This is a genomic window from Pseudomonas sp. ef1 (genome assembly GCF_007293365.2).
GTDB classification, from domain to species: Bacteria; Pseudomonadota; Gammaproteobacteria; order Pseudomonadales; family Pseudomonadaceae; genus Aquipseudomonas; species Aquipseudomonas siliginis.
The window spans coordinates 1694288-1708069 of the sequence record NZ_CM129815.1 but is presented as its reverse complement, the minus strand read 5'-3'; the positions used below and the strand labels follow the sequence as shown (position 1 = coordinate 1708069).

The 13782-nt window shown below is 62.1% G+C and carries 13 protein-coding genes; 10 read left to right on the top strand and 3 right to left on the bottom strand.

Going from position 1 to position 13782, the window contains the following annotated elements; all coding sequences use genetic code 11:
• Positions 1 to 2: 2 nt before the first annotated feature.
• From FEE99_RS07750 to FEE99_RS07735, 4 genes are all read left to right on the top strand, one after another.
• Positions 3 to 857 carry a MaoC family dehydratase gene (locus tag FEE99_RS07750; protein ID WP_041479638.1) on the top strand — a complete coding sequence of 285 codons (855 nt, stop codon included), beginning with the start codon at positions 3 to 5 and terminating at the stop codon, positions 855 to 857.
• A 303-nt stretch (positions 858 to 1160) separates the two neighbouring features.
• The gene (locus tag FEE99_RS07745) at positions 1161 to 2726 is read left to right on the top strand and encodes a collagen-like triple helix repeat-containing protein (RefSeq protein ID WP_041479637.1); all 1566 of its coding nucleotides are present in this window, start codon (positions 1161 to 1163) and stop codon (positions 2724 to 2726) included.
• Positions 2727 to 2860: 134 nt separating this feature from the next.
• A complete protein-coding gene (locus FEE99_RS07740; RefSeq protein WP_041479636.1) occupies positions 2861 to 4531 on the top strand; it encodes a ShlB/FhaC/HecB family hemolysin secretion/activation protein in 1671 nt (556 codons plus the stop codon).
• A 449-nt stretch (positions 4532 to 4980) separates the two neighbouring features.
• Positions 4981 to 5343, top strand: a complete 363-nt coding sequence (locus FEE99_RS07735) for a DUF6124 family protein (protein WP_041479635.1) — start codon at positions 4981 to 4983, stop codon at positions 5341 to 5343.
• A 175-nt stretch (positions 5344 to 5518) separates the two neighbouring features.
• Here the strand turns inward: FEE99_RS07735 and FEE99_RS07730 are convergent, their stop codons facing one another.
• The 3 genes from FEE99_RS07730 to FEE99_RS07720 form a co-directional block, all read right to left on the bottom strand.
• A complete protein-coding gene (locus FEE99_RS07730; RefSeq protein WP_064361055.1) occupies positions 5519 to 5977 on the bottom strand; it encodes a hypothetical protein in 459 nt (152 codons plus the stop codon).
• 352 nt (positions 5978 to 6329) lie between these two features.
• Positions 6330 to 6737 carry a response regulator gene (locus FEE99_RS07725; protein WP_041480644.1) on the bottom strand — a complete coding sequence of 136 codons (408 nt, stop codon included), beginning with the start codon at positions 6735 to 6737 and terminating at the stop codon, positions 6330 to 6332.
• Positions 6738 to 6807: 70 nt separating this feature from the next.
• Positions 6808 to 7023 carry a Flp family type IVb pilin gene (locus tag FEE99_RS07720; protein WP_370593582.1) on the bottom strand — a complete coding sequence of 72 codons (216 nt, stop codon included), beginning with the start codon at positions 7021 to 7023 and terminating at the stop codon, positions 6808 to 6810.
• Between the two features lie 329 nt (positions 7024 to 7352).
• On the opposite strand from FEE99_RS07720, the gene cpaB reads away from it, so the two are divergent.
• Genes cpaB through FEE99_RS07690 form a run of 6 tightly spaced genes read left to right on the top strand, consistent with a single transcriptional unit; the run spans position 7353 to position 13772 of the window.
• The gene (cpaB, locus tag FEE99_RS07715) at positions 7353 to 8294 is read left to right on the top strand and encodes a Flp pilus assembly protein CpaB (protein ID WP_041480645.1); all 942 of its coding nucleotides are present in this window, start codon (positions 7353 to 7355) and stop codon (positions 8292 to 8294) included.
• A gap of 20 nt (positions 8295 to 8314) precedes the next feature.
• Complete coding sequence (locus FEE99_RS07710) at positions 8315 to 9532, top strand: type II and III secretion system protein family protein (RefSeq protein WP_041480646.1); 1218 nt, start codon at positions 8315 to 8317, stop codon at positions 9530 to 9532.
• Positions 9529 to 10719, top strand: a complete 1191-nt coding sequence (locus FEE99_RS07705; protein ID WP_041480647.1) for a pilus assembly protein — start codon at positions 9529 to 9531, stop codon at positions 10717 to 10719. Before FEE99_RS07710 ends, FEE99_RS07705 begins: the two co-directional genes overlap by 4 nt.
• Positions 10716 to 11984 (top strand): CpaF family protein, encoded by a 1269-nt coding sequence (locus tag FEE99_RS07700; RefSeq protein ID WP_041480648.1) that lies wholly within the window; start codon positions 10716 to 10718, stop codon positions 11982 to 11984. Before FEE99_RS07705 ends, FEE99_RS07700 begins: the two co-directional genes overlap by 4 nt.
• Before the next feature lie 17 nt (positions 11985 to 12001).
• Complete coding sequence (locus FEE99_RS07695) at positions 12002 to 12886, top strand: type II secretion system F family protein (protein WP_041480649.1); 885 nt, start codon at positions 12002 to 12004, stop codon at positions 12884 to 12886.
• 1 nt (position 12887) lies between these two features.
• Positions 12888 to 13772 carry a type II secretion system F family protein gene (locus tag FEE99_RS07690; RefSeq protein ID WP_041480650.1) on the top strand — a complete coding sequence of 295 codons (885 nt, stop codon included), beginning with the start codon at positions 12888 to 12890 and terminating at the stop codon, positions 13770 to 13772.
• Positions 13773 to 13782 lie beyond the last annotated feature (10 nt).

Genomic DNA, 13782 nt, shown 5'->3' with positions numbered 1-13782 from the left:
GCATGAGCATCGAATGGCACACGCTGGATCGCGAACCGAGTCTGCCGGGGCTTTATTCGCGCGCAGCGACGCGACGCAAAATCACCGGTACGCAACTGCCCGACAGCGGCCTGCGCTGCTGGGTCGATATCGACAGCAAACGGCTGACGGCCTATCGCAAGGTCTGCGGTTTCGTCGATGACGGCCTGCTGCCGCCGACCTATCCACACATCCTCGCCTTCGCCTTGCAGATGCAATTGCTCACGGCCAAGGATTTTCCGTTCCCGCTGCTGGGGCTGATTCACCTGAGCAACCGCATCCGCGTGCTGCGGCCAATGGGCGCGATCAGTCGCGGGCAAGTCAGCGTGCGCGTGCACAACCTGCAACCGCATGCCAAGGGCGCGACGTTCGATCTGTTGACCACCCTCGACGATCAGCTCGGGCCGCTGTGGGAAGCCGAAAGCCGGATGCTCTGTCGCGGGGTGAAACTCGAGGGCGAGGCGCTGGCACAGGACTGGCAGCCGTCGCAGGATTTGCTCGAAGTGGCGCGCTGGACTGCGCCGGCCGATATCGGCCGCCAGTATGCGAAAGTCTCCGGCGACTACAACCCGATTCACCTGAGTGCGGCGAGCGCCAAGCTGTTCGGTTTTCCCACCGCGATCGCCCACGGACTGTGGAACAAGGCGCGGACACTGGCGGCACTCTCCGATCACCTGCCCAAAGCCAACCTGGAAATCACCGTGCACTTTCGCAAACCGGTGCGCCTGCCCAGTGAAGTGACATTGCTGGCCAGTGCCGCGGGATCCAGCGGTGAGTTGCGTCTGATCGGTGCCGGCGACCTGGAACATATGGTTGGTCAGTGGCAACCGATCGCCTGATCTGGCGGGGCGGAAAAACCCGTTAATTGTGTATATATCACTTAAGTTTTTCCGCGCCCTGCCCGCCGCTTTGCAAAAAACCGAGCCTTGAATTTCAAGGCTTTTTTTTGCCCGTTTATTACCTGGGTATTAGTCCTTCGGCATAGCGCCGAGCCCTCTATATAAAGGGGTTAATACCAACTTGAGAATGGTGAAAAACCTGCCGTCGACTGAGATTACAGCCACGGACGAGGCATCGCCGACGACAGATCGGCGAGCCATCGAAGGCAACGTAACGTTGTGACAGGTGCAGGAATCTCAATCATGAAAACTCAAGTGATGTGGTCCAAATCGGCAATCGCGCTGGCACTGATTCTTTCGGTCGGCCTCGTCGGCTGCAGCAGCGGCGGTGGCGGTCATCGCAGCAGTTCGGGCAGCTCGACGGCGGACGGCACGGCGGGTACCGATGGCAGCGGTGGCGCGGGCGGCGGAACCGGCGGCGAAACTGCCGGCACTGGTGGCACTGGCGGCACTGGCGGCACTGGCGGCGGAACCGGTGGTACTGGCGGCACTGGCGGTGGCACCGATCCGACCAATCCGACAGACCCGACCGATCCCACCACTCCGACCAACCCGGCCACTCCTTCGCTGGTGACCACAACACTTGTTCAGGATGTCGGCAAAACCGTCAGCGGTGTCGGCGATGGCGTCGGCCAGATCGGCGATTCGCTGAGCACTGTTCCGGTCGCTGGCGGCATCGTGCAAAGCGTGGCCAACACCACCGGCAACGTGGTCAGCACCTTGGGCGATGGCGTCTCTGATGGCATCGGCAAACTGGCCACTGACCCCAATGGCCTGACCACCACCGTCGCCTCGGTTGGCGGCGTGGTTTCCGATGTTGGCGACGGCGTCTCGGACCTCAGCGTCAAACTCAACACAGCGACCCGCAGCGTTCCTGTCGTTGGCGGTGTAGTCACCCGCGTGGCGCCGCTGGTCGATGGCATCGGTGAAAAAGTCACCATGCTTGGCGACACCCTCAACACCTCACTGACCAGCGGCCCGACCAGCCAGTTGACCGACAAGGTCGGCAGCGGCCTGGTACCGGTGATCGCCATGGTCGAAAGCACCACCGACAAACTCGGCGATGCCACCGGTCTGGGTGATCCGCTCAAAGGGGTGATCTCGAAAGTGGGCGGCACGGTGAACAGCCTTGGCGGCAAAGTCACCGACGCAGGCAGCGGCAATGCCCTGACCAACACCCTCGGCGGCGCCCTGAGCAACACCGGCACGGCGGTCGGCAAAGCGGGTGGTCTGGTGTCCAATGGCACTGGCTCGGGCAGTGGCGGCATCGGTGGCGGGCTGGGCGGCACCGGTCTGCTGCAAACTGTCGGTGGTGCGGTGGTCAACGTCGGCAGCGGTCTGAATGCCGGCAGCACCAGCGGCGTGGTCAGTGCCGGCGGCGTCACCGCCGGCGGGCTGGGCAACACGATTGCTTCGATCAACACCGTACTCGGTGGTTCGGGCACACCGATCACTGCATCCACCTCGCCGCTGGCCAGCGTCGGCGCCGCAGTCGGTGCGGGCCTCAATCCGGTCACCAGCGCGGTCACCACTGTCACTCAACAGGTCGGCGCCGCTACCGGTCTCGGCACTCCGGTCGCTGGTCTTACAAATCAGGTGGGCGCCGCAGTCGGCAATCTCGGCGGAGCGATTGCCGCCACCAATAATCCGGTCACCACTGCTGTCGGCGGTCTGGTTACCAACGTCGGCGGCACCGTGGCAGCGGTCGGTGGTCTGGTCAACAGCGGCACTGCCACTGGCGGCACAACTGGCGGTCTGGGCGGGGTACTCGGCGGCCTGACCGGCGCGCTGGGCGGCAACAAACGCTAAATTGCACCTGGCCGATTCGACGGCCTTACCTACAGCGCCTACGCTTGGTTGAGGGCGGAAGATTCCCACGAGTCTTCCGCCTTTTTTCTACGGAAAAATCTGCCCTGTGCTGTGTTCTGACCATGGAGTGTCCCATGCGCGTACTGGCATCCCTGCTGTGCCTGAGCCTCAGTTCCGCTGCCCTCGCCGACACCTTGCCCAGCTTTCTCAACAGCAACGAAACCATCCGCAACCTGCCCGTTCCCAACCTGCCCGCCGACGCCTATCGCCCGAGCGCGGCGCCGCTGCAAGTGCCGGACCCGGGTGCGACCGCCGCACAGCCATTGCTGATGGAAACCAAGGTCAACCTGAAGACCGTGCAGATCGAAGGCGGCACGATCTACCCGCTCAACGAACTCGCGGAAATCTACAAGCCCCTGATCGGCCGTCAGGCCAGCCTTGCCGAACTGATCGAAGCCACGCGCAACATCACCCGTCGCTATCAGCAGGACGGCTATCTGTTGTCCTACGCGTTCCTGCCGCAACAGAACTTCGATGACGGCGTGGCCCGCGTGGTGCTGGTCGAGGGCTATGTGCGCGATATCCAGATGCAGGGCGACATCGGCCGGGTCAAAGGCCTGCTCGATAAACTCGCCGCGAAAATCCAGGCCGAACGCCCGCTGACGCGCAAGACCTTCGAGCGCTACACCACGCTGATGAGCCGCATTCCCGGCGTAACCATTCAAGCGCAAGTGCCGCCACCGGGCACCACCGATGGCGCGACCACCCTGGTTGCCCAGGCCAGTCGCAAACCGTTCACCAGCACCCTGAGCACCACAGAAGACAACCGTAACGGCCCGCAGGCGTTGCTCGGTGTCAGCAGCAATTCGCAGACGTCGATGGGCGAGCAGTTGAGCCTCAGCGGCCTGTTCCCACCGGGCGACGACAAAGAGCATTACTACCGTCTCGACTACAGCCAGTTCCTCGATACCGAAGGCACGCAACTCAACGTCTCGGCCTCGCGTTACCGCGCCGACCCGGACACCGAAGTGCTGGTCGGCGGTGGCGGACGCCTGAGTACCCACCGCGAGAACGATCGCTACTCGATCGGCTTCAGCACGCCCCTGATCGCCTCCGCCAACGAACTGCTGACCGCCGGCTCACGCCTGTATGCGGTCGACGACAAGACGCGCTACGACGGCATCAACTTTCCCTTCAGCACCGAACTGCGCACCGACGTCCGCGCCCTGGCTTTCGAAGGCGACTGGCGCAAGGCCGACGCCCGCCAACTGCGCATCCTCAGTGCCGGCGTCTACCAAGGCTTCGACAGCCTCGGCGCACACACCAACTACGACGACATCGACCTGGATTTCTTCCGCGTCAGATTGTCCGGCGTGCAGAGCGACAAGTTTCTCGACAACTGGCAAGGCGTGCTCTCGGCGGCGCTGTACTGGAGCGACGACACCTTGCCCGACAGCGAACGCGCCGTATTCGGCGGACAGAACTTCGGCCGTGGCTACCCCGACGACCAGGCCTCGGGCGACAAGGGCTGGGGCGTGGCTTACGAGGTCAACTACAGCTTCAACCGCGAGGGCAACTGGGTGCGCATCCTGCAACCCTACGTCGTCGTCGACCGCTCGCGCAGCTGGTTCAACCAACTGCCGGTGCAGGCCAACAACCTGTCATCGACCGGCGTCGGGCTGCGCTTTGGTGATGCCAAGTATTACAACGTGGCGCTGGAAGTGGCGAAGGCGATGTCGGATGAAGCGCTGGATACGTTCAATCGCAAGCCGCGTTACAGCATCAGTTTCAGTTATCAGTTGTGATGGTCGAGCGATGTGTCAGTGAGGGTTTTTTGACTGACGCACCGCCTTCGCGAGCAGGCTCGCCAAATGGTTCGGCTGTTCAACCGATTTATCGCAGTGCTTAAACCAGCCGTTTAAACACAGGCCACGCTACCTCGCAACAGGCTACAAATCCTTGCGCCATTGCCTACGGCTACGCCAGAATCCGCCGGCTTGTGCGCCTGGGGCGCGGGTTCTATCGTTTGCCTGCCACTGCTCATCAGTGGTCGGGTTTAGTCGCCCGCTTGTCCACGACGCACAGGTTCCTGTCAGCCAGGTATTGCATACCTGCACTTGATGGTGGCTGTGCGCAGGGCGCCTTCGGGCGCGCCGATTTCGTGGCTCATCGGTCGACTAACCTGCGTGCAGCTGCCTCCCTTTCGTTTAGTCGCGAACCGGTTGCGGCCCTACTCCATCAGGAGACTGAGCCCGTGAAAAAGATAACGCCCGATCCTCCTCTTGCCGATCCAACCTTCGCCGACCCGCTCGTCGAAGCGCAAAAACTCAAGGAAGCCGCCGACCGCGCCATCGATTACTACCTCAACCCCCGCCTCATCAAAGACCCTGCCGCACCGCGCAAACCCAGCACCCTGTTCATCGTCGACCCGGCTGCGGACAACGAAACCTTGTTGGTCCATGCCTGCGAATCACTGGCCTCGGCGAGCATCATGGCCAGCGACCTCGCCGGATTTATCGATGGACCGCAACGCAGCTCCCTGTTGGGAATACAGCAGGTGATCATGCTGGGCGAACTGGCGGTCAACCGCGTACTGGACAGGCTTGTGCCGGAGTGACAAGAGCAAGAGGTTGGTTGCGCAGGTGGTGAGTCAGGCAGAGCATTTTTGGCTGGCTGGCCGCCTTCGCTGGCAAGCCAGCTCCCACAGAATTCATGTACATCAGGCAGGAATGGGTTGGCTGCCAGGGCGCTATCGCGAGCAGGCTCACTCCTACAGTTTTGATCGTGGGTGTTCAGTGAGAGACTGGTGGCTGGCAGGGCGCCTTCGCGAGCAGGCTCGCTCCCACAGGATTGATGTACATCAGGAAGAAATTGGTCGGCTGGCAGGCCGCCTTCGCGAGCAGGCTCGCTCCCACAGTTTGAATCGAGTACATCAGCGAGAAACAGGTCGGCAGGCAGACCGCCTTCGCTGGCAAGCCAGCTCCCACAGGATTGATGTACATCAGGAAGAAATTGGTTGGCTGGCAGGGCGCCTTCGCGAGCAGGCTCGCTCCCACAGTTTGAATCGAGTACATCAGCGAGAAACAGGTCGGCTGGCAGGGCGCCTTCGCTGGCAAGCCAGCTCCCACAGGATTGATGTACATCAGGAAGAAATGGGTCGGCTGGCAGGCCGCCTTCGCGAGCAGGCTCGCTCCCACAAAAGCAAAAGCAAAAGCAAAGCAGCGCAGCTGCCCGCGGCGAAGCCGCCCCACTCAACAATGAGCGCAAGCTCGAGTGCTCTTGATCTTGATCCACCGGCGACGTCGGAAGGCTGAGTGGAGGGATTGATCCGGGCGTGGGAGCGCAGCGACCGTTCGACGAAGTCGAACACAGCGAGTGTAGGTGCAGCGAAGCAAACCGGAGCCGCTGCGCCCGGATCAGTCCCGGAGCGAAGGAACCCGAGCCTGCGAGGGCCGAACGCAGGAGCTAGCGTTTTTTGCTTACTTTTTTAGGCGCTTGTAAAAAAGTAAGTCGCCGTCAGGCGAAACCGCCAGCCGCAGCACCCGAAGCAACGGATATTCACCCAAAACCCCACCAACACGGTCGGCCCAAAGGCCGCCGAGTTCACCCACCCTGAACCTTAGGCTTGGGAAAAAGATTATCGAGAGTCTCCAACAACCTGACGTGATAAATCGGCTTGCGAAACAGATCCAGTACCTGCAACCGCAACATATCGCTGACATCCTCCATATCCGCATGCCCCGACATCACAATCACCGGCAAATGCGCCCGCGACGTATGCTCACGCAACCGCCTGATCAGCGACATGCCCGACTCCTCCGGCATGCGCAGATCAGTAATCACCAAAGCAATATCCGGATGCCGGGTCAGATGATGCAGCGCGAGCTTCACCGACGTCGCGGTATGACAGACAAACCCCTCCCCCTCCAGCAACTCCGCCAACTCCAGCAACGCGTCTTCTTCATCATCAACCAGAAGCAGTTGTTGGCGGGGCGACGAAGACGCGTTCATAGGCAATACCTGAATACTGAAAGGTAAATCCAGTGTAGTGCGATATCAGCCAGGTGCAGTGTTCACAAGATCAGGGCGTTGGCCGAGTCACAGCCGTACCATCGAGCGAGGTCAGAATATTGTTGAAGATCGCCAATACCCTGTCTCCAAGCGGAGTGACGAACGCCACAACCACCACAGCCACCATCGCCACCACAATCGCATACTCGATCGCCGAAGCGCCCTCTTCACTGCGGGCAAACGCGCGAGCCTTGGCGATCACATAATCAAAAGTCATACGAAACATAGGTCCACTCCTTCGCGCCTCTGGCGCCGACATCATCACCGCGGCAAGGTTCCACCGTGCCACCTGAGCATTGTCAACAAACCCCCGCCCAACAACTGTAAGAACGCATTAATCACAAAGCATTAATCCCAACGTGTCTCGGCCATTTCCCGCTGTTAACCGGCCAGACTCACACTTTGGTACGGTTATTTTGCCTGTCACTAATGGCGCTTTTGCTTGGATCAGCTAGCTTGGAAATAGCGAAATAGTTGCATGTTCATAGCTGCCGATTCAGTCCGCCTTTCGCAAGCAAATGCAGTCGGTTGTGCAGCAGGAAAGGGAGAGCCGTCATGAACAGTCGCGTCACCATGGGCCTAGCCGCGTTGCTGTTGCTCGGCGCGGTTTTTGTCGGTTACTGGGGGCTGGTGCTCAGTCGTCAGCCGGCCCCGGTCGCCGAGGCGCCCGTCGCCCCAGCGGTCAGCATTGAACAGACTGTCGCGATTGCCGAAGACCAGACCCGCCAACCGGTGGTGGTGCTGCTCCACGATGTAGCGCCGTTCACGCCGCTGACCGCCGCCGATGTAACCGTGGAAAAACTGCGCAGCGCACCGGCCGGTAGCCTGACCAGCATCGAACAAGCTGTCGGCCGCACGCCTTGGCGCCACCTCAGCACTGGCACCTGGCTCAATGACGAAAGCTTCCAGGCCGGCGGTGCGCTGGCGCGGATGATTCGCCGCGACGAACGCGCGCTGACCGTGGCCGTTGACGAAGTGATCGGTGGCGCCGGGCAATTGCTGCCGGGCGATTACGTTGATGTGCTGCTGTATCTGCGCGAGGACGCGAGCAACCTGCAGCAGTCGGCGCAGATCGCCGTTCCTGCCTTGCGCGTGCTCGGAATCGGCGATCAGTACGGCCTGACCAATGACGGCCAACCGGCATCGCCCAGCCTCAGCGCCGAAGAAAAAATCAAACAGGACCAACGCCGCATCGCCGCACGCACCGTGGTGCTGGCGGTGCCGGAACAACTGCTCAGTCGTCTGATGCTGGCCACTCAAGTCGGCACGTTGCGCCTCGCGGTGCGCAGCAGCGAAGAACAGCGGCTGGCCAAATATTGGGCCGGCGAAGCGCAATCGCCCGCGCACCTGGATCGGGCCAATAGCCAGCTTTTCCAGTTCACTCAACTCGCCCTGGGCAGCGCGCAAAAAGCACCTGCCACCGCCAGTGCCGGCGCGGCGCCCAGGCCTGCGGTGGAAATCATTCGCGGCAACCAGATCAGCCAACAAACCCCATGACTGCGCAAGGATTCACGTGCATGCAGAGTCGACTCAGACCGACATTGAAACCGGCGCTCCGGGCCTTGCTGTTGTTGGGATTGACGATGGACAGCGCCCTCGCGGCGGCGGGCAACTGCTCGGCACTGCCGCGCCTGCCTTCGGTGATCGAGATCGGTGAAGGCTTCCAGCAGGACATGCAGTCACCGGTGGCAATCACTCGGCTGGCGGTCGGCGACCCGAAAATTGCCGACGTGCATGCCAATGGCGGTTCGTCCTTTTTGCTGACTGGCGTCGGCCCCGGCGCGACCAGCCTGATGGTCTGGACGGCGTGTTCGGCGCAGCCACAGCAAGCCATGGTCTTCGTCCAGGGTGCGGCGACCACGGCATTGACCAGCAGCGTGCCGTCGGACGATCCGACCCTGCCGTCGCAAGTGCAGACCGACATCCGTTTCGTCGAAGTCAGCCGCACCAAGCTCAAGGAAGCCACGGCCTCGCTGATCGGCACCCGCGGCAATTTCCTGTTCGGCTCGCCTGGCACACTGCCGCCGATTGACGGCGTGCCGCAGCCGCGCTTGCCGGTGGATAACTCGCTGTTCAATTTCTCCTGGGTCGGCGGCAAGACCATGGCGATCATCAACGCCCTGGAAACCAGCGGCTTCGCCTACACGCTGGCGCGACCAAGTCTGGTGGCGTTGAACGGGCAGAGTGCGAGCTTCCTGGCCGGCGGAGAAATCCCGATTCCAGTGCCCAGTTCCGGCAGCGACAGCGTGTCGATTGAGTACAAGGAATTCGGCATCCGCCTGACCCTGACGCCAACCATCATCGGCCGCGACCGCATCGCCTTGAAAGTCGCCCCGGAGGTCAGCGAACTGGATTTCGCCAACGCGGTGAACATCGCCGGCACCACCGTTCCGGCGCTGACCATCCGCCGCACCGACACCAGCGTGTCGCTGGGTGATGGCGAAAGTTTCGTCATCAGCGGTTTGATCAGCACCACCAACAGCTCGCAAGTGAACAAGTTTCCAGGCCTGGGCGACATTCCCATCCTCGGGGCGTTTTTCAAGGGTTCGCAAATCAAACGCGAAGAGCGCGAACTGCTGATGATCGTCACCCCGCACCTGGTCCAGCCATTGGCGGCGGACGCGCGACTGCCGTCGTTGCCGGGCGAAAAACTGCGCAATTACGACCCGAATTTCTATCGCATGTTCTTCCTCGAGAACGGTAACTTCGACAAGCGCAGCGGGTTGTCGCAATGAGCCAGAACCTCAGTCAGACCTTCCTCGCCATCACCCGCAACAGCACCGATCTGGAATGGCTGCAAAGCGCACTCGCGCCCCTGGGCCAGGTGGTCAGCGCCGGTGGCGGCAGCCTCGACGAACTGCTCGCACTGGTCGATGTGACGTTCGCCAATCTGGTCTTCGTCGGTCTCGATCGCGAGCATGTCGTGGCGCAGAGCGCGCTGATCGAAGGTGCGCTGGAAGCCAAGCCGATGCTGGCAATCGTCGCCCTCGGCGACGGCATGGACAATCAGCTCGTACTCAATGCGATGCGCGCCGGCGCACGGGATTTCGTCGCCTATGGCTCACGTTCAAGCGAAGTCGCCGGGCTGGTGCGGCGCCTGGGCAAACGCCTGCCCGCCGTCACTCCCAACACGCAGCTGGGCGGGCTTACCGTGATGTACGGCGTGCAGAGCAGCTCCGACGGTGCCTTGCTCGCCAATCACATGGCCATGGTGGTGCAGAAGAGCGGCCAGCAAACCTTGCTGCTCGATCTCGGCCTGCCCCGTGGCGACAGCCTGGCGTTGTTGGGGCTGGAGAGTTCGTTTCACTTTGGCGATGCCCTGCGTCATTTGCGCCGGCTCGACGCTACGCTGATCGACAGCGCTTTCACCAGCGCCGACCACGGCCTGCGCATTCTTGCCTACGCCAACACTGACGAGCCGCTGGAAACCACCAGCGCCGCCGAGCTGTACATGCTGCTCAGCGCCTTGCGCCAGCACTTTCAGCACATTGTCGTGAACCTCACCGGGCAGGCCGACAGTGAGGCATTGCGCACCTTCGTCAGCCATTGCGACAAACTGCTGTGGTACACCGACCAGAACGTACTCAACTGCCGACGCAACCTCGCCGTGCTTAACCAGTGGCGCGAAAAAGGCATGAAACTCGAGCACGGGCGCTTGCTGATCGATCGCTACCTGAGCAACGTCGCGCCGGATGCCGAGACCTTGGGCAAGACCTTCAATCTGGAAGTCATCGCCGTGCTGGCGTTCAGTCCCGACGTGCGCCTGAACGCGAAAAACCAGGGCGTCAGCCTCTTCGAACTGGCGCCCCGGGAGAAACTCACCCAGAGCCTGCGCACCCTCGGCGAGCGCTTGGCGAAACGCTCCGAAGGCCTGAGCAAACCGAAAGTCACCTGGTTCGACCGTCTGCGAGGCCACTCATGAGCGCAGAAAAACTCTTTGGCGCAACGTCTCACGGAGCGATCGGCAACAGCGATCACGAAGGCCTGAAACTGGTCCTGCACCGCTACATCATCGACGCCATCGAGGAGTCGGGGAAAAACCTGCTGGAAGGTTCGCGCCAGCAACTGGCGCAGTTCGTCACCGACAAGGTCGCCGAATACATCGCGCGTTTGCACTTGGCGATCTCGCGCTACGAAATGGAGCGCCTCGGCGAAGAAATCGTCGACGAACTCACCGGATTCGGCCCACTGGAAGTCCTGCTGCGCGACCCGTCGGTGACGGAGATTCTGGTCAACGGCCCGCACCGGGTGTTCATCGAGCGCGACGGCGTACTGCATCAAAGCGATCTGCGTTTTATCGATGCGCATCACGTCGAGCGGGTCATGCAACGCATCCTTGCGCCGCTCGGTCGCCGCCTTGATGAGTCCTCGCCGATGGTCGATGCGCGCCTGCCCGACGGCAGCCGGGTCAACGCGATCATCCCGCCGATTGCCCTCGACGGCCCGTGCCTGTCGATCCGCAAGTTCCGCAAGGACATGCTCAAGAGCACCGACCTGATGGCGATGCAGACCATTGATCTGGCGATTTTCGAATTCCTGCAGAACGCCGTGGGCAAGCGCTGCAACATCCTGATCAGCGGCGGCACCGGCACCGGCAAGACCACGCTGCTGAACATCCTCAGCCAGTTGATCAACCCGCACGAACGGCTGGTGACCATCGAAGACGTCGCCGAACTGCAACTCGGCCATCCGCATGTAGTGCGTCTGGAAACCCGTCCGCCCAACGCTGAGGGGCATGGCGAGGTCAAGGCCAGCGACCTGATTCGCAACGCCCTGCGCATGCGTCCCGACCGGATCATTCTCGGCGAGATCCGTGGCGTCGAAGTGGTCGACGTGCTCACCGCAATGAACACCGGCCACGACGGTTCGATGAGCACCGTGCATGCCAACAATGCGCAGGACGCGTTGCTGCGTCTGGAGACTCTGGTCGGCCTGACCGGACGCTCGATTGCCGAACGCACCTTGCGCCAGATGATCTGCGCCGCCCTCGACGTGATCATTCAACTGACACGCATGCCCGATGGCCGGCGCTGCGTCAGTGAAGTGGTGGAAGTGGTCGGCATTCGCGAGGACGTCTACGTCACCAACACCCTGTTCCGCCTCGACCGTCGCACAGGCTTTGGCTTTGTCCGCGAAGCGGTCAACCCGGCCGGCGACAAGCTGCGCCACGACGCTCACCTGGGCTGACGGCGAGGAGCACGCAGATGCTGGGACCGATCATTCTCATCGCCATTTGCCTGATGCTGCTGGGGCTGTCGATCTATCTGTTCCTGCAAGGGCTGCGCAAGACCGCGAAGGAAAAAGTCCTCAATCGACTCGCCGCCGGGCAACCGCAACTGGCCGTCGAGCAGGCCAGGTGGGTGGGGCTGGAGCGCATGTTTCTGCGTGCAGGACTGGGTCGGCCGAGCGAGCGTTTCGGCCTGTGGCTGAGCCTGTGGGCGGCGGCCATGGGCCTGGGATTTCTGCTCGGGAGCTGGGTTGGTTTGCTGATCATGTTGCTCGTCCCGCCCGTGGCGTTGCGGTTGTACATCGCCATTCGCTACCGGCAACGGATCCGTCGCATGATCGAACAACTGCCGCAACTGCTCGACCACACCGTGCGCAGCCTCAAGTCCGGGCGCACGCTGAGCGATGCGGTGCTGGGCGGCATCGAGGCCAGTGAAGATCCCTTGAAAGCGGCCATGGGCCGGGTACAGCGCAACGTGCAACTGGGGGTGAACTTGCCTGACGCCGTCAGCGACTTTGCCGAACTCTACGAGCAGGACGAATTGCGCATGTTCGCCCTCGGCCTGAAGGTCAATCACCGCTACGGCGGCAATGCCAGTGAGCTGCTGGAGAATCTGATCAAACTGATCCGCGAGCGCGACCAGGGCGCGCGGCAGTTGCGCGCCCTTACCGGGGAAACGCGCATGACCGCTTGGGTTTTGGGTTTGCTGCCGCTGATTCTGGTGAGCTACTTCATGCTGACCAACCCCGGCTACATGCTCGGCATGTGGCACGACGAAAGCGGCCAGACCATGCTGCTCAGCGCCGCCGTGTTGCAGGTGCTGGGCAGTCTGGCGCTGTGGCGCATGTTGCGGAGCGTTTGAGATGGTCTGGCTCGCGGCGTCGCTGTTGCTCCTCGGTTCGCTGTTATTGCTGGGCAATCACTTGCTCACCGAGCGCCGCCGCGTGCGTCAGGTGCATCAGCGCTTGCACGGCCAATTGGTCCGGGAGAACCGTTTCGGCCACTGGCTGCGCGCGCTGGGCAACAGCCGTTTCGGCCGGGGCTCGGTGAGCATCGACAGCGAAACCCAGACCCTGCTCGGCCGCCTCGGCTGGCGCCGCGCCAACGAGCGCGCGCTCTTCGCCGCCTGCCAGATCGGCACGCCGCTGCTCGCTCTGGGGCTGGCGATCTTTTTGCAGGAAGTGTTTTTCCCGCAGACCAGCCATCGCTGGATGGCGCCAATGTTCGCTGCGGGCGGCGGCTATCTCTTGCCCAAACGCCTGCTCGCCTACGCCGCCGCCCGCCGACAGAAAACCATCGCCGTGGAAATCTCCACGTTCATACCGCTGCTGCGCATCCTCTTCGAATCCGGCATGGCCGTGGAACAAGCGCTGCGCGTGCTCAGCGTCGAAGCGCAGAAACTGCTGCCGGAGCTGACCAGCGAACTGCGCCTGATCCTCAGCCGCGTCGACTCGGGTCTGGAGCTGGGTCAGGAGCTGAACAAGACCGCGGTGATGCTCGCTGTGGACGAATTTACCGACACCTGCGTGATCCTCCAGCAACTGATCCACCAGGGCGGCGGTGCGATGAAATCGCTGCTGGCGCTCAAGCAATTACTCGATGACCGACGCCTGACCCGGCTGCAGGAATACATCTCGAAAATGTCCGCGAAGATGTCGGTGGTGATGATGCTGTTTCTGTTTCCTGCCCTGCTGATCGTACTGGCCGGCCCGGGCTTCACCGCCATTGCCCGCGCCTTCGCAAACTGACCTTGGCTCA